Source organism: Bradyrhizobium sp. USDA 4510 (assembly GCF_054059095.1).
Map to the genome: position 1 here is coordinate 6,514,276 of NZ_JBSSBT010000001.1, position 24,532 is coordinate 6,538,807.

The 24,532-nt window shown below is 60.3% G+C and carries 24 protein-coding genes and 2 pseudogenes; 6 read left to right on the forward strand and 20 right to left on the reverse strand.

The annotated features are described in order from the left end of the window. Positions 1 to 26 precede the first annotated feature (26 nt). From ACVMDN_RS30270 to ACVMDN_RS30285, 4 genes are all read right to left on the reverse strand, one after another. Positions 27 to 1,094 carry a maleylacetate reductase gene (locus ACVMDN_RS30270; protein ID WP_253638742.1) on the reverse strand — a complete coding sequence of 356 codons (1,068 nt, stop codon included), beginning with the start codon at positions 1,092 to 1,094 and terminating at the stop codon, positions 27 to 29. A gap of 225 nt (positions 1,095 to 1,319) precedes the next feature. Further along, positions 1,320 to 2,900, reverse strand: a complete 1,581-nt coding sequence (locus ACVMDN_RS30275) for a 4-hydroxyphenylacetate 3-hydroxylase family protein (protein ID WP_168855299.1) — start codon at positions 2,898 to 2,900, stop codon at positions 1,320 to 1,322. Between the two features lie 12 nt (positions 2,901 to 2,912). Beyond that, positions 2,913 to 3,317: a nuclear transport factor 2 family protein gene (locus tag ACVMDN_RS30280; RefSeq protein ID WP_253625479.1), complete on the reverse strand. Its 405-nt coding sequence runs from the start codon at positions 3,315 to 3,317 to the stop codon at positions 2,913 to 2,915. After that, complete coding sequence (locus ACVMDN_RS30285; protein WP_158074181.1) at positions 3,314 to 3,892, reverse strand: flavin reductase family protein; 579 nt, start codon at positions 3,890 to 3,892, stop codon at positions 3,314 to 3,316. The genes ACVMDN_RS30280 and ACVMDN_RS30285 overlap by 4 nt, the downstream gene beginning before the upstream one ends. Before the next feature lie 360 nt (positions 3,893 to 4,252). On the opposite strand from ACVMDN_RS30285, the gene ACVMDN_RS30290 reads away from it, so the two are divergent. Further along, on the forward strand, positions 4,253 to 5,167 hold the full coding sequence (locus tag ACVMDN_RS30290; protein ID WP_253638741.1) for a LysR family transcriptional regulator: 915 nt from the start codon (positions 4,253 to 4,255) through the stop codon (positions 5,165 to 5,167). A 200-nt stretch (positions 5,168 to 5,367) separates the two neighbouring features. Here ACVMDN_RS30290 and ACVMDN_RS30295 read toward each other — a convergent pair whose 3' ends face one another. From ACVMDN_RS30295 to ACVMDN_RS30355, 13 genes and pseudogenes are all read right to left on the reverse strand, one after another. After that, entirely contained in the window at positions 5,368 to 6,393 is a 1,026-nt protein-coding gene (locus ACVMDN_RS30295) for a mechanosensitive ion channel family protein (RefSeq protein WP_253638740.1), read from the reverse strand. 101 nt (positions 6,394 to 6,494) lie between these two features. Beyond that, positions 6,495 to 7,013 carry an adenylate/guanylate cyclase domain-containing protein gene (locus ACVMDN_RS30300; RefSeq protein ID WP_456834789.1) on the reverse strand — a complete coding sequence of 173 codons (519 nt, stop codon included), beginning with the start codon at positions 7,011 to 7,013 and terminating at the stop codon, positions 6,495 to 6,497. 74 nt (positions 7,014 to 7,087) lie between these two features. After that, complete coding sequence (locus tag ACVMDN_RS30305) at positions 7,088 to 7,837, reverse strand: SDR family NAD(P)-dependent oxidoreductase (RefSeq protein WP_076826845.1); 750 nt, start codon at positions 7,835 to 7,837, stop codon at positions 7,088 to 7,090. A 21-nt stretch (positions 7,838 to 7,858) separates the two neighbouring features. Further along, positions 7,859 to 8,641, reverse strand: a complete 783-nt coding sequence (locus tag ACVMDN_RS30310) for a 3-hydroxybutyrate dehydrogenase (protein ID WP_456834788.1) — start codon at positions 8,639 to 8,641, stop codon at positions 7,859 to 7,861. A 42-nt stretch (positions 8,642 to 8,683) separates the two neighbouring features. After that, the gene (locus tag ACVMDN_RS30315) at positions 8,684 to 9,859 is read right to left on the reverse strand and encodes a DUF3734 domain-containing protein (RefSeq protein WP_253625474.1); all 1,176 of its coding nucleotides are present in this window, start codon (positions 9,857 to 9,859) and stop codon (positions 8,684 to 8,686) included. 33 nt (positions 9,860 to 9,892) lie between these two features. Next, complete coding sequence (locus ACVMDN_RS30320; protein ID WP_456834787.1) at positions 9,893 to 10,684, reverse strand: acetoacetate decarboxylase; 792 nt, start codon at positions 10,682 to 10,684, stop codon at positions 9,893 to 9,895. 86 nt (positions 10,685 to 10,770) lie between these two features. Further along, positions 10,771 to 11,727, reverse strand: coding sequence for an MBL fold metallo-hydrolase (locus tag ACVMDN_RS30325; RefSeq protein ID WP_456835854.1), 957 nt, complete (start codon positions 11,725 to 11,727; stop codon positions 10,771 to 10,773). Positions 11,728 to 11,803: 76 nt separating this feature from the next. After that, the gene (locus ACVMDN_RS30330; RefSeq protein WP_229188906.1) at positions 11,804 to 13,009 is read right to left on the reverse strand and encodes an NAD(P)/FAD-dependent oxidoreductase; all 1,206 of its coding nucleotides are present in this window, start codon (positions 13,007 to 13,009) and stop codon (positions 11,804 to 11,806) included. Between the two features lie 44 nt (positions 13,010 to 13,053). Further along, positions 13,054 to 13,911: pseudogene (locus ACVMDN_RS30335) on the reverse strand (alpha/beta fold hydrolase). A gap of 226 nt (positions 13,912 to 14,137) precedes the next feature. Next, complete coding sequence (locus ACVMDN_RS30340) at positions 14,138 to 15,088, reverse strand: helix-turn-helix domain-containing protein (RefSeq protein ID WP_076826971.1); 951 nt, start codon at positions 15,086 to 15,088, stop codon at positions 14,138 to 14,140. 233 nt (positions 15,089 to 15,321) lie between these two features. Beyond that, positions 15,322 to 17,424 (reverse strand): ATP-binding protein, encoded by a 2,103-nt coding sequence (locus ACVMDN_RS30345; protein WP_456834786.1) that lies wholly within the window; start codon positions 17,422 to 17,424, stop codon positions 15,322 to 15,324. After that, complete coding sequence (locus ACVMDN_RS30350; RefSeq protein ID WP_141340811.1) at positions 17,417 to 17,854, reverse strand: response regulator transcription factor; 438 nt, start codon at positions 17,852 to 17,854, stop codon at positions 17,417 to 17,419. Before ACVMDN_RS30350 ends, ACVMDN_RS30345 begins: the two co-directional genes overlap by 8 nt. 61 nt (positions 17,855 to 17,915) lie before the next feature. Then, on the reverse strand, positions 17,916 to 18,557 hold the full coding sequence (locus ACVMDN_RS30355) for a response regulator transcription factor (RefSeq protein ID WP_141340810.1): 642 nt from the start codon (positions 18,555 to 18,557) through the stop codon (positions 17,916 to 17,918). A 516-nt stretch (positions 18,558 to 19,073) separates the two neighbouring features. Between ACVMDN_RS30355 and ACVMDN_RS30360 the strand changes: the two genes are divergently transcribed. Beyond that, on the forward strand, positions 19,074 to 20,003 hold the full coding sequence (locus tag ACVMDN_RS30360) for a helix-turn-helix domain-containing protein (protein ID WP_141340809.1): 930 nt from the start codon (positions 19,074 to 19,076) through the stop codon (positions 20,001 to 20,003). 147 nt (positions 20,004 to 20,150) lie between these two features. Here the strand turns inward: ACVMDN_RS30360 and ACVMDN_RS30365 are convergent, their stop codons facing one another. Continuing rightward, positions 20,151 to 20,495, reverse strand: a complete 345-nt coding sequence (locus ACVMDN_RS30365) for a 3-keto-5-aminohexanoate cleavage protein (RefSeq protein WP_456834785.1) — start codon at positions 20,493 to 20,495, stop codon at positions 20,151 to 20,153. Between the two features lie 177 nt (positions 20,496 to 20,672). Between ACVMDN_RS30365 and ACVMDN_RS30370 the strand changes: the two genes are divergently transcribed. From ACVMDN_RS30370 to ACVMDN_RS30385, 4 genes and pseudogenes are all read left to right on the forward strand, one after another. After that, complete coding sequence (locus ACVMDN_RS30370; RefSeq protein ID WP_016844188.1) at positions 20,673 to 21,044, forward strand: cupin domain-containing protein; 372 nt, start codon at positions 20,673 to 20,675, stop codon at positions 21,042 to 21,044. 211 nt (positions 21,045 to 21,255) lie between these two features. Further along, on the forward strand, positions 21,256 to 21,426 hold the full coding sequence (locus ACVMDN_RS30375) for a hypothetical protein (RefSeq protein ID WP_168855288.1): 171 nt from the start codon (positions 21,256 to 21,258) through the stop codon (positions 21,424 to 21,426). Between the two features lie 1,127 nt (positions 21,427 to 22,553). After that, the gene (locus tag ACVMDN_RS30380) at positions 22,554 to 22,748 is read left to right on the forward strand and encodes a DUF3606 domain-containing protein (protein WP_016844186.1); all 195 of its coding nucleotides are present in this window, start codon (positions 22,554 to 22,556) and stop codon (positions 22,746 to 22,748) included. Between the two features lie 632 nt (positions 22,749 to 23,380). Beyond that, positions 23,381 to 23,646: pseudogene (locus tag ACVMDN_RS30385) on the forward strand (adenylate/guanylate cyclase domain-containing protein); the annotation flags it as partial. 199 nt (positions 23,647 to 23,845) lie between these two features. On the opposite strand, the gene ACVMDN_RS30390 reads toward ACVMDN_RS30385, so the two are convergent. Further along, positions 23,846 to 24,022 carry a hypothetical protein gene (locus ACVMDN_RS30390; RefSeq protein ID WP_168855287.1) on the reverse strand — a complete coding sequence of 59 codons (177 nt, stop codon included), beginning with the start codon at positions 24,020 to 24,022 and terminating at the stop codon, positions 23,846 to 23,848. Positions 24,023 to 24,052: 30 nt separating this feature from the next. Next, positions 24,053 to 24,235 carry a hypothetical protein gene (locus ACVMDN_RS30395; protein ID WP_253625471.1) on the reverse strand — a complete coding sequence of 61 codons (183 nt, stop codon included), beginning with the start codon at positions 24,233 to 24,235 and terminating at the stop codon, positions 24,053 to 24,055. Positions 24,236 to 24,532 lie beyond the last annotated feature (297 nt).

Genomic DNA, 24,532 nt, shown 5'->3' on the forward strand with positions numbered 1-24,532 from the left:
TGTTTGGCGGAAGAGAGCATCGTCTCCTAAGGTACGGCAGGCGGTTCGCCTGCCCAAGCGCGGGCGATAAGGTCTCGGATTGCGTCGCGCTCGAGAGAACGGGGATTCCAATAGGCGTCGACTATCGCAAGGTCCGCCGCACGGTCGATACCATCTTCCGGCATACCGATCTCGCGCAACCCGCGCTTCGTGCCTAGTCGCCGGCTTAGATCGAATAACCCGGTGGCTGCGTTGTTCGCGTCTACTGCCTTGGCGATGCGAGCCGCGGCGTCGGGGGCTGCCGCCGCATTATAGGCCAGCGCATGCGGGAGAACGATGGCGTGCATTTCCGAATGCGGAAGATCGAACCGACCACCGAGCACGTGACAAAGCTTGTGATGCAGTGCCATTCCGACGGTACCGAGACAAACCCCGCAAAACCATGCGCCGTAGAGTGCTTCGGTGCGCGCGTCGTGATCGTCGCTTGTGACGGCAATCACGGGCAACGCATGTGCAAGGGCACGGATGCCCTCTTCCGCCATCAGCGAGATCACGGGATTGGCCTCTTGAGCATAGAGCGCCTCCGCGGCATGGGCGATCGCATTGATGCCCGAAGTCGCGGCAAGCTTAGCAGGTAAGGTCATCGTCAGGTCGACGTCGTAGACAACCGTTTCCGGCAGCACGGCCGCACTGCGTAGGGTTGTCTTCCGTCCATCGCGGGTTTCTCCGAGAATCGGAGTCATTTCGGAGCCCGCATAAGTGGTGGGAATGCAGAGCTGATTGACGCCGGTGCGCAACGCTAACGCCTTGCCGAGGCCGATGGTCGATCCGCCGCCGAGCGAAATGACACAGTCCGCCTGGCACGTCCTCAGCGCGGTCAATGCCCGCTCTGTCACCTCGACCGGCGTATGCATCGTGGCGTCGGAGAATATGCCGGCACAGAGCGACCCAAGCTCGTCCGCGAGCGAGACGCCCTGCGTCATTTGTTGCGAACTGGTCAACACCAGAGCTCGTTTGCCACCGAGGCGTCTGACCTCGGCGTTGACGGTACCCAGCGTGCCACTGCCGAAGACAACGCGACACGGAAGACTTTCGTACGTGAATGATCCGATCATGCCAGCACTGTTCTTATGAGAGCGTAAGTTGGCAGCCCGATCCGTGGGTCGCTCAAGTTCGAGGGCATCGCAGCGGTTGCCGCGGCGCCTTGCAAATCCGTATCGAGTAGATTCAAGTCCGAAATGTGAGGGGTTGGTCGATGGCGGAGCGCTGCCACCTGCCGGCCTGTCACTGAAGAGAGCCCTCGACGCTCGGGCTTTCGCCCGAGCGCTTCAGGATGTTTTCTACTCGGCGGCCGTCGACATATAACCGTCGCGCTGGTCCTGCGCCTTGGCGTATTCGGGTTGGAAGCGCACATTGGCGTAGTGCGAGTTCTTCTGTGCCTCTGCAGCTCGCTTGCCGAGTTCTGCCGTATCGCCGAAGCCGAGAACCTGCCGAGCCAACTCGGTCAATGGACCGTCTACCTGGTACTCCGTGCGTTGCATCGTGAGCAGATTGATGAGGTAGAGCGGCGTTCCATTGAACTTCTCAAACATCTCGTGCCTGTTGCCCCATTCGGTCAGGAACCGCTCGCTGATCTGACGGAAGATCTTGATGCGGTCGTACGCGCTGATCTCGGCACCGCGCAAAGCCTCGGAAAGCTTCGGACCGATGTAGGGGTCCTCCAGCTCTTTTCTCGACGGTTGGATCACGACGCCGCGGCCGCAGAAATCGATGAGCAAGTTGACCATCTTGTTCTGATTTTCAAGATAATAGGCACGGCCGAAGTCGATGTAGATGTTGTTCGGCTTGAAAAGACCGCCGGGCGTCGCGAAGCCGGTTTCTTCGGCGGCGATCATGAATGCACGGCACGTCTCGCGGAAGCGGATGAGTTCAGCGAGCTGGGCCTGTACGACCGGATTGGTGCTGGTACCCAGCGATTGCGTTAGGAGCAGCGCGAGACCAACCATCAGTTCGGCGTGGACGCAATGCCGGATCTGAGTCTCGAGATGCACCCAGTCGAACTGCCGCTGCGGATACCACTTGGCATGATCGGGATTACCGACGTGTTGGACGCGGTCCCAGGGAATCAGGACATCGTCGAAGTACACCATCGCATCCAATTCGTCTCCGATCGTGGCCAAGGGACGATCGTACGGATCGGCATCTGGCTGAGCGTTCGATTTACGGGCGACGACCGAGATGCCCTTCGTGGCGATCGGTACCAGCGCGTAAACGGTCTGCTCGGGCGTCTGACCGGGGCGCCAGAGGTTTCCAATGAGGAGGTGGTTGACGAACGGAACGGAAGTGCCGATCGCCTTCCAGCCTCGTACCAGAATGCCGTCATCGCGCTCTTCGATGATCTTGAGCATCGGCGTCTCGGCCATCGCATTGTCGCGGCCGCGATCGAACTGCACGTCGAGGAACATCGGCGAGATGGCCAGATCCTGCGAAGTCACTTCTTCCCACTGCCGTTGGATGTTGCCGGAGAGATCGCGCTTCTTTCCGGAGAAGCGGGAGTTTTCCGACCAGGGCTTCTGATCGTCCACCTGGGTAAACATCACGACGTTCATGCCGGCAGGCGGCCTGGTGAAGATGCCGCCCTTGAAATGGCGGCAGAGGAAGTCGCAGTATTGCCGGCGCTTGACGACGTCCTCTTTGCTGCGCGGTAGGAACCAATGCATCGACTGGCGGTTACCGTGCTTGTCGATGAAGGTCGCAATTTCCTGGTTCTTCGGATCGAGGTGGAGATCGTAGTATCCGGCGATGGCTTGGGCATAGCCCTTAGTCGCAGGGTGAGTCGTGACGTCCTCGATCAGTTCGCCTCCGACATAGACTTTCCGGCCGTCGCGGAGCGACTCCAGGTATTCATTCCCGCTTCTCATTTCTATTCTCCGTTAGACATGGTTGAGTTGACGTTGAAAAGTATCTGCATCCCAGTAGTCCTCGCTCCGGTGAATGAGGCCGTCGCGGATTACCAACAAATGCACGCCGCGAAGTGAAATCGCCTGCTCGCGCGGCGCGATCGGTCCCATCTGGCTCTTGAGCGTCGCCTTCAGGAGGTAGCTCATCATGGCGACACCGTTCGCACCGACGGCACGCCGTTCCGGTGTCCAGGAAGCGTCGGGAAACCAGCCGAAGAAGCGCTCCAGGCCCGTCGCTATTTCCTTCGGACCTTGTTTGACCTTGCGTTGCGCAATCTCCTCGTGACTGGCGTCGCGCGCATAAAGAGCCGCGACCGCTGCGGCATCGCGGGCGTTGTGGGCTTCGTAGAATCGTTCGACGACCTTCTCGATACTCATGCAGACGCCCCTGCGGATGCGAGGTCCAACGCGACTGTCTTCAAGTAACGGCCCTGCCCGTACAGCAGGGGACGAAGCGACGTAGGCGCCAAGATCGTGCGGATCGCACCGATCACGACGACATGGGTCCCTATCCGTCGGATTTCGGAGGCGTCGCAATCGAACGTTGCGATCGCCTCACGCAGCACGGGTGTAAAAGATGGGACGGGAAGCTCGTCCGCGGGCACGACATAGCCGTCGAGGTACTTCGAAGCACCGGGCTGTGCGCAACGTTGAGAGAGTCCGGCTTGAGCTTCACTGAGCAGATTGAGCGAGAACTTCCGGTCTCTCTCGATGTCCGCGGCCGTGACCGTCTTCGCGTTGATGCAGACCAGAAGGGTCGGTGGCTCCATGCAGACGGGCGTGTACGCGCTCACCGTCATCCCCCACGGCCGTTCTTCCCGAAGCGTGCCAACGACGGCGACGCCTCCCACGATCCGACGCATCACCGTGCGGAAAGCATCGGGTCGCGGACCGGAAGCGAGATCCCAAAGCGCAGCGCGCGCACTAACGCCCATCTCCAAACGATGTCTCATCGTATAGCCTCCCATCGCAGCCTCGCGCTATTTCCTGCCCCGCTTAGAGTAAAGTGCGCGACATGTTGGCGACGTCACGAGGCTATTCGGGAGAATTACAAGGCGTCCAATCGATATTTGTGATTTCAAATATTTACGCGAATGCTGCGTTTTGCAGGCGATCGGACTGTGGCGGTCAGCAAACCCGGCGCCGCGCCCCACTATCGATGCAATGGATGTCTAACATCGATCGTATGGATATTATGACCCGATCTTTCCCCGGCCGCGGGCTCCCGAAACCATCAAATCAGGTTGATTTTGTTCGGTCGGAACGTGCACACTCCTGCATCGTGCCACTTGCCGGTCAACGGGAGCAGGGCTTTGAACCTTCGCAGCGTCGACCTCAATCTCCTAGTCGTGCTCGATGCACTGCTGACGGAACGAAACGTCAGTCGCGCCGGCGAGCGCATTGGCCTTACGCAATCTGCGATGAGTGCGGCTCTGTCGCGTCTCCGCGAGCTGTTCGACGATCCGCTTCTGGTTCGCTTCGGTCGAGGGTTGGAGCTGACGCGAAACGCAGAAGAGCTCATCGTTCCGGTGCGGGAGACGCTGGAGCGCATCGAGCAGACGCTTTCAAAGAAGGCGCATTTCGATCCTGCCGAAAATTCGCGTAGCTTTTCGATAAGTGCTTCGGACTACGCCGTCCTGGTATTGTTGACGCCGCTGGTGCGTGCGCTCACCACCGAAGCACCCAACGTGACCGTTCATCTCGTGCCGCGCGCCCGCGACCCGGGGCGCATGTTGCAGAGCGGCCAGGCCGACCTCGTGATCGAGCCCAGCGAACTGTTTGGCGACGCCGGATTCCCGTCGACGCCTCTACTTAGCGACCGCTGGCTATGTGCTGCCGACGCCCAACATCCGCACATCGCGAAGGATTGCTTGACCCACGAACAGTTCCTGGAACTGCCGCATCTCGTCTATGGCATCGGTATGGACCGGCAGCTAAACTTGGCCGACCAACGCCTTGCCGAGATGGGTATCCAGCGGCGCATTCACGTGACGGTCGAAAGCTTCCTGCTGGTTCCGTTTCTCATCGAGGGTACCCCGCTCATCAGTCTCGTGCTGGAGCGCGAGGTCCGGGCGCTGCATTCCTGCCCGAGGCTCAAACTATTCGAGCCCCCCATTGCCTTGCCCGACATTCACGAAGCGATGTATTGGCATCCTCGACATAACAACGACCCCGCACACGCCTGGCTGCGCAATCGACTACGCCTTGTAGCCGCCGAAATCGCTTAGCGCGATCGACATCGGCAACCGGGAGGACGGCAACCTCAAGCTCCATGTCCACGCGTTGGGTACTAGGGGCGCTGTCGCACAGATCATGTGGGAGGCCGACGACGCTTGGCGCGAGAAACCGCGCAGCGTCACGCTGTCCGATCTCGTTCCTTTCAAAGGAAACACCTGCGGCGCTCTGGAAGGATACCTTTACGTGAACCTTAACCCGCGCGGGATGAATGCGCTTCGATTGCCCTGGCAGAATGTTCGCCGCTGATCGCGGCCGAGTCGAAGACAAGGCTTTCGGCCGGCGCGGCCAAAGATAGACCGTTTGCTTTGCATTGGCTGTAAAGGAGGTCGATGACTTCGTTGCGGGCCGCCGTCCAGCCGGCGGGACTCTCCACACGGAATAACAACTCGACTTCAATCGCGGCGGCGTCAATCGAATTCAGGGCGACAATCGGCGACGGGTCCTGGACGATCCGCGTGCTGGCATCCAGTACGGACCGCATGACTTGCTCGACGAAGTTTGGCGTCGTGGTGGCAATGCGTACGGTCAACGTGATCTGGTGCGTCTCGTCGGGGCGGCTGAGATTGGTAACACCCTGTCTTGCCAGGATGCTGTTCGGCACAACGACGACATTGTACCCTCCGGTAAGCAGATTGGTCGAGCGCCAGTTGGTCTCAACGACGCGGCCTTCCGTGCCATCCTTCAATTGGATCCAGTCGCCTATGGCATAGGCCCTCCCCAGCGTCAGCGCGATCCCTGAGAAGACATCGCCAAGGGTATTTTGCAGCGCAAGGCCGAAAATGATCGCGACGACGCCTGAGGTCGCAACCAGCGTACCAACCGGGACACCGAACACAAAACCAATGATCGACAGCACCACACCGAGATAGATGACACCAACGGCCATGTCCTGGATCAGGTGCGCTTCCCGTGGCCGACGATTGAGCAACATATAGATGTGGACTAGGCCAATGATGGCCCATGCGAGATGGGTCCACCATAGGATCCTGGCCGATATGGAGAGCAACGCGCCGAGACCCCGCAACTGGGCGCCATCGACGCGATGCGGAGCGATGCCGCCCAGATAGAACGTAAAACTCATGCCGATAAAGAACAGGATCTGGGCGATCAGTCGGCCGGTCGGACGGTTGCTCCCCTGAAGATGCCAAACGACGATACCGGCAATTCCGAGGATGTTGGTCAGAACAAGCGGCATCATATGATCTTCGTTTAACATGATTTGGATTCAGCAATAGCGGTCGGTTGCCACCGACGGAAGGGCCCTACGCTCAGGTGAAGCTACGCATCAATGAGCCCACGCCCTGGAGGTGTGCCCAATTACCCCACATGCATTCGAACACCCTTGGCCCCGTTGAGGAGCCGCTTCAGATGAAAATTCGCCAGCGGGTCGGCGGCGTTGAGACCGACCAGTGCTGCGAAGGCTGGCACCACGTCAGTGTCATCTGCCTCCAACTTGTTAAAGGCAGTCGCGTACTGTGTCGCGGCCAACCCATAACTCTCCGCAGCTGACAAGGGCTCGTGGGCGCGTAGCGCCTCACTTCGTCCCCGCAGAACAAGGTCGCCGATCGGCCGCCCTCTGAACTCCCGAACCTTACATGCGATCGAGTCGCTGACGCAGATCCGTGTGCCCAATGTCTTGTTCGCCGCCTCCAGTCTGGCGGCAGTGTTAACTGTGTCCCCGTAGGCTGTGTAGTCAAAGTAACGGCCGCCGCCGAAATTGCCGACCAGCGCAGGTCCGGCGTGGACGCCTATCCGCGTGACACCGAAGTCAACGCCCCTCTGTTTCCAGCGCTCCCGAAATGTTTCGGCCCATCGATCGTCGTTGTTCGAGCTCATCGACCCTGTTCCTCAGGTCGGCATCCATTGTGCTGATCATCGCTCCGGATTCAGCGCCCACACCCCGATTGCGACTAGGCCAACCCGAGGCCGCCGTCGATGGCAACCACCTGGCCGGTCATCCATTCCGAGGCTGAGCCGGCAAGCCGGACAATCCATTCTGCGACATCGTCCGGAACGCCGCGCCGCGCGAGCGGGATGCGCGCACGCTCCTGTTCCTTGACCGCGGCGGCCTGTTCCTGGGTCAGTCCCATCATGCCGGTGAGGGCGCCGGATTCCGTTGGCCCAGCGGCGACAGCGTTCACCCGTATGCCGAATGGCGCAAGCTCCAGCGCCCAACAACGGGTCAGGTGCTCCAGCGCGGCCTTGCTCGCAGCATAATGAGACAGTCCGGCCGCGGGTCGGTGACCAAAGGTGCTCGACACGTTGATGATGGTGCCGCACCTCGTCTTCAGGTGCGGAAGGGCAGCGGAGGCAAGCAGGCTAGGACCGAGCACATTAACCGAGAAGATATCCATGATCCGATCGGCCGTGGTATCGGCCAATGGAAGGATTGCGCCCGCGCCGGCGTTGTTGACCAAGGCGTCTATTCTGCCCCAGAGATCCATCGCCTTGGCAATTGTGCGCCTGGCATCATCGATCGAGGCCGCATCCGCAACGATACCCGCGATGTTCGGATGCTCGGCGATCGTTTCGTCCAGAGGACCCGCCCGGCGGCCGGTCACGAGCACCTTGTCGCCCTGGTTGGCAAGGCGGATTGCCGCCGCTCGCCCGATCCCTGAAGTGCCGCCGGTCAGGACAATGACCTTTTCTTCGCTATGCATGTTGATCGCGTTCCTTTGCGGTTACTGGGCGGTCCAACCGCCATCAACCGAGATCGCGGTTCCGGTGATCTGGTCGGCGGCGGACGAACATAGGAAAGCGACAGTGCCGCCAAGCTGCGCCGGAGAAACAAATTCGAGGGACGGCTGCTTCTCCGCCAGGAGTGTCCTGGCCGCTTCCGTCCGGCTGACCCCTCTTTGCACAGCGATGTCGTCGATCTGCTTGTCGACGAGGGGCGTTCGCACCCAGCCCGGACAGACTGCATTGCATGTGACCCCGCTCCCGGCAGTCTCCAGGCCGACTACTTTGGTCAAGCCGACCAGTCCGTGCTTGGCCGCGACGTAGGCTGCCTTATGCGTCGAAGCGACGAGGCCGTGCGCGGAGGCAATGTTGACGATCCGCCCCCAGCACTGCTTCTTCATCTGCGGGACCGCCGCCGCAATGCCGTGGAACGCGGCCGACAGATTGATCGCCAGGATCGCGTTCCACCTGTTGGCTGGGAACTCTTCGACCGGCGCAGTGAATTGGATGCCGGCATTGTTGACGAGGATGTCGAGCCGGCCGAATTTCTCGACCGTCGCTGCGATCAATCCGCGCACGGCCTCCTCCTTCGACATATCGGCGCCATCGTAAACGGCGCGCACACCATGCTCGCGTTCGATGCCGCCTCGGATCGCCTCGATTTCGCTGGCATCGCCAAAGCCATTCAAAACGATGTCTGCCCGGAGCTTAGCCAACTCCCTAGCGATACCGAGCCCAATACCGCTGGTCGATCCGGTGACGACGGCTACCCTGCCCTTCCACATGGGACTTCCTTTCGATGGTTTGGGATTAGATTTGCCGCGAGATCAGTCACGGCGGTGGATATCGTGCGTGACAATGCCGAGCTCGGGAGCAGGCGGGTCGAGCCGCCGCGGATCGGCCAATGTACGGCGGATATCCTCCAGACCGCTCTGCCAATGCGCCCGCATCGCATTCAACCCGAATTCGTAATCCTTTGAATGGCGCTCGTAGATCTTGGACTGGTAGATCAGATGGATGATGTTGCAGGAGCGATGGCGAGCCATGTCCGCGATGGCGCGGATTTCCGGATCCTGCTTCGCGCCATCCGGTAACATTTCGAGCATTCGCTGCAGCGCCTGACGCATCTTCTGCATCCGTAGCGCCTGGTCCGTGATGGCGCGTGTGCGGCTGGAATACTGAATGTCCTTCTGGCGGCTCGACACCTCCATCAAGTCATTCGGCACACGGCCCCGTGCCGACCAAAGATCGACCTGGAAGGTCAGCGTGTCGCGCGGCTCGCTCGACAGCACTCGGGATAGAGGCGTGTTCGAAACGACGCCGCCGTCCCAATAGTGCTCGCCGTCGACCTCGACCGCAGGGAAGCCCGGCGGCAGGGCACCGGATGCCATGAAATGCTGCGGTCCGAGCCGGCGTTCAGCCGTGTCGAAATAGGTCAGGTTGCCCGTACGGACGTTGACCGCGCCAACGCTGACGCGCACCTCCCCGGCGTTCAGCCGATCAAAGTCGACAAGCCGCTCCAACGTCTGCTGCAATGGTGAGGTATCGTAGAAACTCGTCGCCGCGTTGCCCGAGAAGGGCGACAGGAACGGTGGCGGGAAGCGTGGCTTGAAAAAGCCGGGTTGCCCCTGCAAGAGGGCCCTGAGCGCCGCCAGGGCATTGTGCGCTGAGCGGAGATCGAAGGCGAACGGCATCGCATTGGCAAGCCCTTCGCCGACCGGCCATTCCACCGCCGCCGCGCAGATGCTCTCCCAGAACTTGCGTAGCCGTTCGATCCGCTCGGCCTCGGGCGAGCCGGCAATAATGGCGGCGTTCAGCGCGCCGATCGAAATGCCAGCCAACCAGTTCGGCCGTATGCCGGCTTCGTGCAGTCCTTCGTAAACGCCGGCTTGATATGCACCAAGCGCGCCGCCACCCTGCAGCACCAAGGCCACGACATCATATGGCAATGGCTTGGCCGCTTGCGGCGCCGGATCGATATCCCCGCGCATGACGTTCAGCATTTTCTGGAGCTCCGGATGTAGGGCTGATCTCGGTCAGCCGGCATTTGCTTCGATCAAGACGTCCGAGACCGAGCCGCAGCCCTGGTCGGTGGCAAGATAGTCATGGACCACGCCGCCTAGCCCGAGCGTCAGGTCCACGACGAGGTGCTTGGCCGACAGCACCTGCAGCACCGGCAACTCGGCGACGGGTGCCAGGGCATGCGAGTACAGATCCAGGGCAGCGGGGCCGGTCCAAGCACCCTTCACGGTGATGTCCTTTAGGTGGAAACGCACCAGCTCGCAGATGCGCGGCGAACCATCGACATGCGGAATGATCTTGAGCAGGAAATTGGGGGCTGCGAGCTTGCGGGCTTCCGCCGCCGTATCGAGCGACCGGTGCTTGTAGCCCATGGTGCCGGTCGCAATGCGGATTGAGCCATAGTTCAAAGTGCCAACCAGCGTATCGATTTCGACCTCGAGCTTCGGTTGCGCCAATTTCTTGGGAAACCCCCATAGCTCGCGCCCGCCCGCAATCGGCGGATGGTCGTTCAGGAACATCTGATGGGTGAAGCCGCCCAGCTGGCCCCTGTAGGATACGGGAATGACCTGGCCGCTCTCGGTGTAGTCGCCGAAGCCGGTGGAATCCGGCATGCGAATGAACTCGTAGTTCACTAATGGTTCGGTGATCTCCAGCGGCTCCGGCACCACGCGGCGCAGCGCGTCGGGATCGGTGCGGTACTGGATGATGAAATATTCGCGGTCGACGAAGCGGTAAGGACCGGGAGGAAAGGCCGGACTGCTCAGCGGCATCGCGAACGACGATGCGCGCACGGTCTCGTGTTTCACGGTGGTAAGCTCCAAGCTTGTCAGTGGCGGGCGCGGTCGCCGCTTGTCAGCGCCCGCCCCTGGTTCGGATTTGAGCCAACAATCGGTCAGTAGTCCCAGAAGGCCGGCACCCAACGAAACGCGTCGCCTGCGACCGCAACATGACCGACCGACGGGAACGGCATGTGCGTGGCCACCAGCAGTTCGCGGTTCGCTGCCAGTTCGCGCAAAAGTTCGATCCGGACGCGAGCGGCTTCCTTGGGATCGTGCTCGAAGCCGTTGTGCCAATCCGGGTGCTCGAACCCGACGGTGAAGACGAGGTCGCCAGCGAATGTCAGCCGGTCGCCGCCGGATGCCACGCGAACCACGCTGTGTCCGGGAGTGTGGCCACCGGTGCGGCGGACTACGACGCCCGGCGCAACTTCGTGCTCATCTTCGAACGTCCGCAGCTGGTTGTGGTACTCGTTCGCGAACCGCTTGGCGGTGGCCCGAAGCGCGTCCGGGAATCCCGGCGGCATGGAGACGCGGGAGAAATCGGGCGCCTCCCAGAATTTGACCTCCGCGGCCGCCACGTGGATCCGCAGGTCCGGACGCAGCCGGTCCTTCACGCCCTCGACCAGCAAGCCGCCGACATGGTCCATGTGCATGTGGGTCAGCACCACGTCGGTCACGGATGCCAGGTCGATGCCGGCGGCTTCCAGTCGCTTGACCAACTGCCCGGCCCGCGGCAGGTGCAGATCCGGGTCCAGTCCGAGACCCGCGTCGATCAAGATGGTCTGCGCGCCGCTGCGTACCACGACCACGTTCAGTGCCCAGTCGAACGCGTCCGGCGGCAGGAACATGTCGTCCAGCCAGGCGGCGCGGACGGCCGGGTCGGCGTTGTGCGCCAGCATCTTGGACGGCAGCGGCAGCACGCCGTCGCTGATCACCATAACATCGATGTCGCCGATTTTCAGCGCGTAGCGCGATGGTACCAATTCGTCGGGCTTCGATCTAACGGAGCGTACGGCAGTGTCTAAGTTCATGGTTGTCTCCTGTTGAGTATTGCGAATCATCCGATCCATCTTCGAGAACTTCAGCGCTCGATCCTGAGCGGCTCGTGCTTTCGCGCAGAAAGCGCGGTCAATGCTCGTGAGGTGTTTAGAGATCAGTGACACGCTCCGGATCAGCGGAAGCAAGAGCAGCGGCACGCTCGGCCCGCGGCGGATAGATCCAGACGGTATTAATCTCCTTCTTGGTCTTCTTGGCTTCGTCGCCAACCATCTCGACCTTGCGCTCCCAGCCGCGCGTGAAGAGCGCACCGGCTTCTCCTAAGTCGAGACAAGTGACGTAAGCCTTCTGGCGGTACGGTTTGGTAGGGACGCCGAGCAGCTCGGCGGCCGCATTGTTGCCGGCGAAGGCGCCCATCCGCGTGGCGTGTTGGCAGGACATCAGCGCGTAGTTGCCAACCTCGTCACATGCCGCCCTCGCCGCATCGCCGGTCGCAAAGACCCCAGGCACCGACAGCACGCGCAAGTCGGGATCGACGAGCAGGCGCCCAAAGTTGTCGCGCTCAGCGGGAATCTGCGCGGTTAGCGGAGCGGCACGCATGCCGGCCGCCCAGATCACGGTCCCGCTATCAATATGCTCGCCGCTGGAAAGCGTGACGCCGGACTTGTCGAGCGAGGTAACGCCAACCCCGAGCCGGGTCTCGACCCCCAACTTGCGGAGCGCGGCTTCGATGATAGGACGAGGACCTTCGCCCATGTCGGGGGCGATCGCACTGTTTCGTTCGACGATGATGACACGCGGCTTGGCATCCTTGCCGAGGATCTCACGAAGCCGTGCGGGCATTTCTGTCGCGACTTCGATGCCAGTGAATCCGCCGCCGGCCACGACAACCGTGTCGCGCATCCGTGATACCGGCCACCCCACCAAATGATGCAAATGCCGGTCGAGGGCGATCGCGTCGTCGAGCTGGTCGACGCTGAAACCGTGTTCAGCGAGCCCGGGGATACTGGGACGGAACAGCCGGCTACCAGCTGCGACAATCAATCGGTCATAGGTGAGTCTCTGCTTCGCACCCTTGGCCGCAACGATGTCTACCACTTGAGACTTGGTATCGATCGACTCGGCGCTGCCTTTCACATAGGCAACGTCAACGGCCTTCAGCACATCCAGGAGCGAAGCTGTCAGGGTCTCCGGTTTCGGCTCATAGAGCCGCGGTCGAATCACCAGCGTCGGCTCCGGTGAAACCAACGCAATTTCGAACGCCTCGGGCGAAACGCCCTGGATGTCGCGCAACCGGGCCGCAGAGAGAGCGGCATACATGCCGGCGAATCCGGCGCCAATGATGACTAGTCGCATTTGATTACTCCTTGGGTTTGACTCTCTTCGATGAAGGCACCGGGTTAGGCGCTCACGAATTTCAGCAAGTCTGCGTTGATGATATCGGGATGCGTCGTACACAGACCGTGCGGTAGCAGGTCGTAGATTTTCAAAGTGCTTCGTTTCAGAAGCTTCGCCGACAAGGTTGCAGAATCGCCAACGGGCACGATCTGATCGTCGCCGCCATGCAGGACGAGCGTGGGGACGTCGATGTTCTTCAGATCCTCGGTGAAGTCGGTTTCCGAGAAGGCTTTGACGCCATCGTATTGTGCCTTGGCGTTACCCATCATTGCTTGGCGCCACCAATTCCAGATCACCGCCGGGGACGCCTGTGCACCTGGGCGATTGTAGCCATAGAACGGGCCACTCGCGAATTCGAGATAGAACTGTGCCCTGTTCGCTGCAAGCTGCTTGCGCAATCCGTCAAGCACCTCAATGGGCACGCCCGCCGGATTGGCTTCCGTCTTCAACATCAAGGGAGGCACGGCCCCGATCAGGACCAGTTTGGCCACCCGGTTCCTGCCGTGGCGTGCGACGTAGCGCGCTGCTTCGCCGCCGCCCGTGGAATGACCAACGTGAATGGCATTGCGAAGATCGAGATGGTCAACGACAGTCGCAACGTCGGCTGCGTAGTGGTCCATGTCATGGCCATCGCTCACTTGACTCGAGCGGCCATGACCTCGCCGGTCATGCGCAATGACTCGATAGCCCTTGCCGACGAAGAACAGCATCTGCGCGTCCTAATCGTCGGAACTGAGCGGCCAACCGTGATGAAAGACGATCGGCTGGGCGGACTTCGACCCCCAATCCTTGTAGAATATCTGCACGCCGTCCCTGGTCGTCACAGAAGTCGCGGGATCGCTTCCTTGTGTGGCCGACATCGAATGGTCCCTTTCCTTGCCAATCGCCGAAGACGGGCGAACGGCCAGCGATGTCGCGCAAATGAGCGTGCTCGCCAGCAAGTTTCGACGCGACGTGGCGAGGCCGCTGAAGGTCTTTTTGGAAATCATCTGTTGGTCTCCGTGTCGTCAGATTTCTTGCGGCTATCTAGGGGAGCTCGCGGACCACTGCCCAAGAGCGATTGCGCCGATTGCAGCGCGATTGCTGCTAACGCATGCTGCGCCGCCAATTGGTCGGCGTTTCGCCGGTGAACCGTTTGAATGCCGCGGCGAACGCGGTCTGAGAGCCGTAGCCGAGGACCTCCGCGACCGCGACGACCGATGCGTCCGTGTCGCGCAGCATCTCCATGGCCTGCTCGAGCCGTCGCTGGCGGAGCCAGGCATGAGGCGAAAGGCCTGTGCTCTCCTTGAAGGCACGGCAAAAGTGGTAGCGCGAGAGGCCGGCCTCGGAAGCGAGTGCTCCGAGGGAAACGTCCGCATCGTTATCGGAGCGCAAGCGCTCGATGGCGCGGCGCAGGACATTTGGCGACAGGCCGCCCAGAGCTGGCCGGACCGTGATCGACGAGCCAGCATGTGCTGCCAAGAGGCGCGTTGCCAGAAGGTCCATCAATTGCTGCCTGAACAATGCTTCCAGCGTCGCGTGTCCTTCCAGAACATCCACTGCACTCATCAGCAACCGGGATGTAACGGGATCCGAGTACACTGTCCGCTCCAGAAGATCGCCGGGCGCGGCCACGTAGGCTTCGTCGGCAACACGCGAGAGTGTTGCCTGCGGAAGATAGAGCTGAAGGACATGCATCGGCCGGTGAATATCCCACCGAGAGGTCGAACCAGCCGGAATGAGCGTCACGACGCCGGGACGAGCCGTTCCGATCGCAACTGATCGTCCGGTGCGCCGCTCGAGCCGTTGTACGCCGGTCGGGTAGGTCATGATGACGTGATCGACCATCGGCTTGACGATGTCGTGTACGGGCTCGTGCTTCCAGTATGCAATCGTGCCGCTGGACGGCTCCAAAGCAACGCGAAAGGGCTTAGTCCTGAGCACGCGTGCCATCTCTTCATTGGCGGGGCGCCGCTCACCGACCGGCAGGTCACTCCTATGCGCCTGCGTCGCGCCGGGCACATTGTCCAGGGGGGCGCGCAAGATGGGCTTGCTCATGAACTTCCACTCGCATTGGGGAAGAGCGTTCGTTCCGCGTGTCTGCGGATGCATCGCTTCCCGTGTGCTGCGATCATGGCGGTGAGCGCTGTACGAGGGCATCGTGCAGCGGGTCTGGTCGCGCTGGTTCAGCGGATAGGTCGACCTATACCTCGGTATAGTTCGGGAGAGATTGTCCGCATCGCGGGCGCAATTCCTTGCAAACGCAGGCGCTCATGCGAACGTTGGCGCACTTACCGAATGAGCGCGACAACGCTGGAATCGGGACCGGCAGTCGCCGGCACCGGAAGCGTGAAGCGAAAATGCGCGCCGCCATTTGGACGATTCGCGCCCAAAATGCTGCCTCCGTGCGCCCTAACGATCGACTGGCAGATCGCGAGGCCGATGCCAATTCCTGCATCCTTGGTGCTGAAGAAGCTGTCGAAGATGCGCCCGAGGTCTCCGGTGGCGATACCCGGCCCATTGTCGAAGACGGAGAAGCCGACCGAGCCTTCTTCGGTGACCGACGTCTGGACGTCGATTCGACGTGTCGGTTGACCGGAGTGCACGATGGCCTGGACGCTGTTGACGAGCAGATTGATAATCACCTGCTGCAGCTGAATCCGGTCACCAATCACTTGGGGAAGCCCAGATGCAAACGTAGTCGACAAGGCAATTGATTTTGACTCAATGTCGTGGCGAATGAATAACAGCGCTTCTTTCGCGACGTCATTGATCTCCATGAGCCGCTTCTCTGGTTCATGCTTCGCCGCCATGCCTCGTATGCGATGAATGATTTCGCTCGCGCGCCGCGCATTCTCCACGATTCGGGACGTGAGCTGGGTGACCTTTTCGATGTTTTGATCTGCGCGCGCCAGCCACCTCAAGCTTGCCTCACCATTGGTCACGATGGCCGTAAGCGGCTGATTGATCTCATGCGCGATCGAAGTTCCGAGCTCCCCAAGAGTTGCGATGCGGCCAGCATGCGCGAAATCAGCTTGCAGCTTCCGAAGTTGCCGTTCGGCGTTCAAGCGCTCACTGATGTCCTGGATGGTGATGAAGGTGTTGTCGAGTTGCTCGGGAGGCACAGGATATGTGACCGTGAACAGGACATCGATGAGCGAACCGTCGAATGCACGGATCCTGGTCTCCTCTATGAGATTGCGTCGACCTTCAAAGTGAGCCACCATGACCCGCTCGGCGAGCCCCGGGACGGCGGCAAACAGGTATCGAACCGGTTTGATTAGGTCGGCGGGATTGCGTGCCCGAAACAGTGAGACTGCATCGTGGTTGACGTCCGTCACACGAACGACGTCCTTGGCGTGCTCGATAAGATCAGGGTGTGTCGCCAGATAGGAAGCAATATCGCGAACACCCTTCGCCTTCAGATCGTCGAAGACCTCGCCCGCGCGTCGGGAATCGACCTGCCAGAGAGCCGTCGGTAGATACTGAATGAGCTTGCGATATCGATCCTCGCTCGCGTGCAACTCCCAGGACGTGCGGTCATCATCGATCGCGCCGTTGATCGTAACAAGCACGGTGCCCGACGGCTTCGGGTCCGCAGAATGCCAGGCCCTGATGATGGGGTTGCGTATCGCGCCGCTCAGGACCATTCTGCGGGTCTCGAGGCGCGAGCGGTCTGTGGCAACGTCTCCGATTAGTCCGGCCAGGATTGAGCGGCTTTCAGCCGGCCAGAACGTACCGATCGGTTGACCGATCATCTGCTCGTGCCCTGCATGTGCCCCGAACATGCGAACCGCGCGATCATTGACAGCCAGAATTCGAGTGGCGGTAAGCAGTCCGTTGACCCAGTCCGGATGCTGATCAAGGTCGATAGCGGCTCCGCCGCGCCTGTGCTTCGCGATTGCATCGAGCAGGGGCCGGGCCGGCGAGGCATCAAGCTCCCAAGCAGCGGCCAGAGATCCCTGCAACTCGGCATCCATGCGCAGGTACGCTGCTTCGGTTAGTGGTCCTGCATTTCGGCCACACTCAACGATGTCAAGGACCGCGCCGGTTGCGTCTCGTCGCACCACCTGCCGCACGGCCGCCGCAACCTCGACCCCGGTCAGGCTACGCCGAAAGACGATACCTTCCCATCGACCTTCGCGGAGCAGTATGTCGATGTGATCGACACCCGAGTGGCCGCGCGAGCCGATCTCTGCCACGTGTCGACCGACCATCGCCATGGAAGGCCAGCCGTACAGGACTTCCGATGCGGCATTCCAGTACTGGATGACACCGTGCAGGTTGCTGACGATGATGCTTTCGGACACAAGGTCGGCCAGTTCCGTGCCGGGAGCAGAGGCAACGAGATTCGGCTGGCCGCCTTGCGATATCTGTCGGGCGAGATTAGTCATCTGATGGTGGATCCCGTCGCTCGTTGCGTCGCGAGCGGCCTGCGCAGTTCATTGCGTTCTGCAGGAGATGAAAGAGCACCTCATCATTGACCGGCTTCGTCAGGCAGGCATAGGCACCGCCCCTCAGTGCGCGAGCCTCTGTCGCCGGGCTTGTGTCCGCGGTGATGAAAATGACCGGCATTGACGAGCCCAGCTCGCGCAATCGCTCCTGTAGTTCGAGCCCGCTCCGGCCGGGCATGCTCACATCCGTGATCAGGCAATCGAAGCGGCCTGGCACAAATTCAGCCATGAACGCCTCCGCCCGATCAAACGAGCGACACGCAACGTCCAGGACCAGGAGGAGATCGCAAAGAGCCTCTCGTACAGCTTGGTCGTCATCTACGATGGCAACTAGGGGCGTTTTGGACAAACAGATGACTTTCGCTGGCATGGCCCGCCGATCATCTGCCCATTGCTGATCGGGTTGTACCTATTCCTTGGTGTAGGATGGGCTACCTCCCGCGAAGTTCCGCAGGAAGTGCTTCCCAAATCCGGATCAAGTCTCCGACGGACGTTGCTTGCAGCTTTCTCGTCGCGTTGCCGCGATGCAACTTCACAGTGATCTCGCTGATGCCGAGATCAAAGGCGATCTGCTTGTTGAGGCGCCCCCTTGCTACCTCGCCCAGGACTTCACGTTCGCGCGGTGTCAGCGTTGCGAAGCGGGCGGCGTGTTGCGTTATGCGCCTGGCCGCGGCTCTTTGCGAGACATCCTTCTCGATCGCCGCCGCGACGGCGTCGAGGAGTGTCTGGTCTCTGACTGGCTTCGTCAGGAAGTCGACGGCTCCCGCCTTCATTGCCTGGACGGTCATGGCTATATCGCCATGACCCGTGAGGAAAATGATCGGCCTCGTGTTGCCGTTCAATGCCAGACGCTGTTGCAGATCCAGCCCGCTTGCTCCGGGCATGCGAACATCGAGAATCAGGCAGCCGGGCCGCTCCGGAAGATCGGCACGCAACAATTCCTGCGTCGAGCCAAAGCAGCACGCGTCGATGCCGACCGATAGCAAAAGCTCCCGAAGCGCCGACCGGATCTCCTCGTCGTCGTCCACGATCAAAACAAGTGGGCGGTCTGCAGTGTTAGTATTGAGAGTCATAGGTAAGCGCGCTACGTGCGATGAAGGCTGCGAGCCCGTGGATACGGTTGCCCTAAGCATTTGCGTGGCCTCCTGATCGCTTCTGCCCCGCGGTCTTTCGCTGCTTTTTCGCAGATGCCCGTAAGGTCCATGTCATGACACGGCCGTCACGGTCACTTGGCTTCTACGGCGTGTTTCTAGGGCTCGCAGGGCCCCCGCGTCTTTCCCAAAGCCGTCATGTCTTGCCTCATTCCGTGCCAAACGAGGACCATGCGACTGCGAGTCGCGGAATCACGTGTGCTTGCGAATCGTTGCGACCTGCGCTCCGGATTTCACCCCAGTTCCTGGCGGCAGTTGATTGGGTCGACCGCATTGAAATTGCTTCCGAATTCGTTGCGACTTTCGCGACGATTTGCCCTCACGAAAAGTTGCGCGTCGCCGGGTGGCCGTGGACAGCCGCTTGCCTATTTCCGATAATGCACCGCAAAATTCGCAGGGCGATCAGCGCCTGCGGTCTAACCTTCCGGATCAACTCAAATGGCACAGGCCGGCGTCTACGGATCGAGGCTCGGACGACCCCTGCAGGCGAAGAACGCACCTTCGCTGATTGCACGTACGCTGCGCAGTTCCGAGCTGGCGGTGACCGAAACCCGAAACGACGACCCGGTGCCGAGCCTTTCCGGTTCGCTGCCCTCCGAGGACGCCTACCTCGTCAGCCTCAAATTTCGTGATTATCCGGACTGCGAGTGCTGGGAGCGGGGCCGATGCGTCATCAAGACGAATGTCCACGGCGGCGCGACCTATCTCTACGATCTGAAGCGCGATCCGCGCTACGTCATCGACAAGCCGTTTCACTCCCTCTTTTTCTATCTTCCGCGCTCGGCCCTTGACGACATTGCGAGGCAGGCCGGCGCACCGCGCATTGGCGAGCTTGCCTATGAGCCGGGTATAGGCCACGACGACGCAGTCGTCCGTAACCTCGGTGCGTCGCTCGTGGAAGCTTTGCGTCGAGCGGACGAGACCAACCAGCTTTTCGTCGACCACATGTTGCACGCACTTACTGCGCACGTCGCTCAAACCTACGGTGGCCTTCGGCGTAGCGCCAAGACGATACGCGGCGGCCTCGCTCCGTGGCAGTTAGACCGCGCTTGCGATATGCTCAATGCCGATCTCGCCGGAAAGACTCCTTTACGGCAGATCGCAGCCGAGTTTGATCTTTCGGTCGATCATTTCTCGCGGGCGTTCCGAATCTCCACTGGTCTGCCGCCGCATCGATGGCTACTTCGCCGGCGGGTGAAGACGGCCGAGCAGTTGATGACCATCCGCGATCTGCCGCTGTCCGAGGTTGCGAAATCGGCTGGGTTTGCCAATCAGAGCCACTTTACGAGGGTATTTTCAGCAATGGTCGGCGTCAGTCCGGGAGCGTGGCGCCGAGGAGTGCGAGGCGCGTCGGATAGTGAGGGGTAATCAGGGTTACGCATAAAGACGGTCTGCGACCTACACAACCGCAACGTATGCATGGCTAGGCCGACCCTCATGACGATAATCCCGGCGAGCAGCACCAATTCCTAGCCGTCCTCGCACGACAACTAAAAGGCATTTTCGACGCCCAACTCATGGAGCGAGCTTCAATAGCGCGCGCGCCTCCGGCACGGTCGCTGGACGCCGCCCGTATCGACCGCAGAGTTCGACCACACGCTTGACAAGCGCAGCGTTCGACGGTGCAAGCTTCTCACGATCCAGTCGCACATTGTCCTCAAGTCCTGTGCGGCAGTGTCCACCGAGTTCAAGAGACCACGCATTGAGCGTGATCTGGTCCTTTCCAATGCCGGCGCCGGTCCAGGTCGCATCAGGCGCCAACCGGTTAAGGGTCTCAATATAGAACTCAAACGCTGCTCGATCGACGGGCATTGCGTTCTTCACGCCCCTTTGCTTCGCAATCTCTGACGATGCGGCCATCACGGGTCGATACCACGATCGGCGGGGTGGTGTAGTCGTCGCCTCAATCGCCACAATCTGCTTCAGGATGGATTATGCTGCACTTCCCTTGCACTCTCGTAATGGTTGCTGTTGGATAAGTGGGCGTCACATTGGCGTGTCGCGAAAACATTTCATTGTCTATTTGAGGAGGAAAGTATGCTTCGGATCACTGCTCTTATTTTCTTCGCCCTTACCTGGTCCGCGAATGCCCAAACAAACCGCACCGAGTTGAAACGCGCCGACCTAAGCGGCACGAATATGGAGATTGTAGTCAGCGTCGTCGACGTACAGCCCGGAAATAATCTCATTCGCCACACGCATCATGGCGAGGAAGCCGTTTACGTTCTAGAGGGCGCAACGTTGGCGCTACCCGATGGAAAAGAGGTGCCATTTCCTACGGGAGCAGCAACAATCAACATTCGCGACGTGCCCCACGGTGGTTTCAAGGTGGCAGGCGACAAAACCCTGAAGATGTTGACGGTCCATATCGTCGATAAGGGTAAACCAATGATGGAGCCTGCAAAGTAAGAGGTCCCCTCAAACCGACATCAAGAAAAAGCGGTCGCAAACGCGCACCCGCTTTTTCAGCTTGAGAAAGCTACGCCGGGGGCATTCTCGAATCCAGATGGTCGCCTCCGCGCCCATCCGCGCCTCGGCGACGCGCTCAACGCCGCATCGCTATCTCGAAGTAGCTCCAGCTCGGGGGGCACGTCGCCTTCCGCCACGGAAAGGACAGCGCATGGTCATTAAGCGTCGGCACTTCAAGCAAGAGCACTCTCTGGAGGAACGCCTTACCGAAGAGGCCAAGAGTCTTCGTGAAGAAGCAAGCGTACTCCCCGCAGGTATGGAAAAAGAGCAGCTACTTAAGAGAACCCGGCAAGCTGAGACCGGCGCGCATATGAGCGAGTGACTTCAATCTTCCGGGTTCTGGCCCCCCATATGAACCAATCAGCGAAGCCAAGCGCCGGACGAAAGATAGCGGCCGGGGCGTCTGTTTTGCTCGCCCTGCTACTGATGGGTTTTTTCTTTGTCGCGTTCTAAGGTAGGCCCGCAGCGAATGTCCTAACTAGGACGGCACCCAATCGCATGACCCCAGGCCGGCGAGCATCTGTTCGGCTAACCGAATAAACACGACTTCAGCTGAATGTTTATTTCGGTTCGCTGATAACGCTGGCACTCCGCGGATCACCCAGGTCAGCAAAGACCTTTTCGCGTAGTCTTTGCAAAAACGGCCCCAACGCGGTGAGGCGCGGCGCGGAGGGCCGAGTTGCCACGATCACCTGCACGCCAAAACCAGCATCACTGGGCCGTTTATCCTAACGATCGATAATAGGAACGATCGGCTTGGCAACGAGTCGGCTCAGGTCCCCCAGCCGATCCAGCCCCCCCCCGGCTGCTGGAGGAAAACCCGCATTGTTCGGGTTGGCGGCCCTCGGGTTGGGGCCGTTTCAATTCGCTGGACGCATGAAACCCTTCAATTTCACAGGTGGTGTTGCAATGGAATTTATTGGACGCCCGATGAGAGGCCGATTCCTCGTTCGGCAAGGCGGCAACGGCTGGATGGTCTACGATAGCGAATGCAAAGGACCGGCCCAGATAGAAAAGGACGGCGCGTTCGCCGAGAAGCTGACAAAAGACCAGGCTGAGATTTTAGCGAAGCTATTCACGAGTCGCGAAAAGCGGCCCCTGACGTTAGAATGGCCTCAACGCCCGCGGAGAGCGCTAAGGCCGCGGTAATAGTCCCAGTCCATCGTTTAGATTTGACGTCGTGGACTGCTGCTCGTTCCCTGAACAGAACGGCCCCGGCGAGACGCTGAGGCCGAGTCGACGGCCCTAGCGAGGTGCAGCCGGGGCCACCGGTTTAAACTGATTGAGAATGTACCCCGGATCTTCGGGGGCAAGGAAGCGTTGGCAGGAACTAGCTTTGGGTGGCCGACGTTACTGCCGCGACGGTCAATTTTGCAAACCGCCCCGACAATAGCCTGATCTTCTTCGGACCAGCCAACGGCCGCGACCTTTTATTTTGGGATAGAAGCAATGCCGGACAATTTAACCAACCGCGTCCAGCCAGATCGCTCGAAGATCAACATGCACGAGCCATACGAGGTGAAGTATTGGACCCATGCACTTGGTGTGTCGAAGAATGACCTTCAGAAGGTCGTCGAAAAGGTCGGCAACTCCGCTGCTGCGGTCCGCAAGGAATTGGGTCTGCCCGACAAAGCTCAAGAATGACCAAACCGACCTGTCCGATTTGCTTGGGGTTGGGCTGGGTCTGCGAGAACCATCCGCACTTGCCTTGGACGGCGGAGGCACATGGCTGTCAGTGCGGCGCCGGCATGCCTTGCGAGTGCAATCGGGCGGATGGGATTGATGAGCCTGATGCGAGCAAGGTCATTGAGCAATCCGAATAAGATATTGCCGTCTGGCAATTCGTAGGGCTGCGCTGCATGGACGCTACCGACGAGCTAGGAAGGCGCCTAGCAAGAATGCAACGGCAAGGGACTGAAATGGAGCTGCCCGGGTCGCTTCACTCAAATGATGCAGCCACCGATCATGTTGTGGCAAATGTTGCAACGCGTCGTCTTCAGCCATCCGCCGGATCGCTTCTGAAGCTCGGTCTATTCGCTGCTCGGGCGTGGCAGTAGGTGCAACTGAGCTTTCGTCAGCCATGTAAGTCTCCTCGCGCCGGTCGCCTACCAAACGGACTTGTTGCATGAGCGCTAACGTCCGGCGAATATCGACTGTTCCTAGGTTGTGCCGTTCGGGCCGATAGCTGATCGGCGGCCTCTCGGGCATCTTCGTCAAGGCCGTTGGGGGCGCGGCTTGTCCGTCGTACAATCGGGCATCGCTTGGATCGCGGGTCCATAGTGCAAGAGCGGCCAGTTCGGATAGAGCGCAGGCTGTCGGCCATAATGGCGGCCGATGTCGCCGGCTATTCACGGCTCATGCACGATGACGAAGAGGCCACGCACGCCAAGCTGAGCGAACTTCTCGCAAGAGAAGTGAGCCTGCTATTGCCAGTCACGGCGGCCGTATCGTGAAGAACACCGGAGACGGGTTCTTGGCAGAGTTTCCGAGCGCGGTCGAAGCAGCGCCATGGGGCATGCGGCGAGAAGCTGCCCTCAGGGAGGCCGTGTCGCTGATGCGCTGTCCCTGCGGCGCAACGTCGATAGCCAGCACCGGCCGAGAGCTGCACACACCGCGGGCACATCTAAAAACGACGCAATTCGACGATGAAGATGAAGAAAGAACACTTAACTCAAAGGCAAACCTCGGGTGGAAGCCTGCCGGATGAATCGGAGCGCCGAAGCAATGCAGTCACCTGCCCATTAGCGCTGGGTAACAGTCGTATACGTAGAGTCGGCGGGGATTTGTGCTTCGTAATGCTTGGCTTTTTCTATCAGTGCGTCGCGGACTGGACCTTCCGGCAGAAGCGCGGCTTGATGGCGCGCCTGTCTCGCGCATTCTGCGATTTTACTTGCCAGTTCCTCCGTCTCGCGATCCATCGTCGCCGCTCCTCCGAACTAGAAGCCACGCTAGCGCGGTGGGCTAGCGCTTTCTTGGCACGCCACCGAATGCTCGGAAATCCACTTGGTTGCGTCGTGCTCCGTAACAAAACCTTTGATGACTTCGGTTTCGCCATCGGCCCACAGAATATCGATTCTCCAGCCGGTGCCGGGGTTTTTGCAAGCCATGAAGGCTGGGCGCTGCTCGATCATTGCTTGACTATGCGCCGACTGGTGGCTGCTACAAGCCAGTGATCCTGCCACACTTCGCTTTTTTGGCCCCAATCTATTGAACCTTAACTCCCGCGCTCGCGCCGTTCTTCCTAGATCGGGAGTCAAGAAGATCGGGCAACGGTGGTAGTTGCTGGCGCTATGCAAGAAATTCACTGACTTGAAAAATTTGAAGGCTCATTTCGCACGGCTTGATGAGGTGACGCTGAACGGATGCTCGACCGTCTCGCGACGAAGGCGCATAGCAAGCGGGTTCGCATCGAGCCGCTGCTGCAAAGC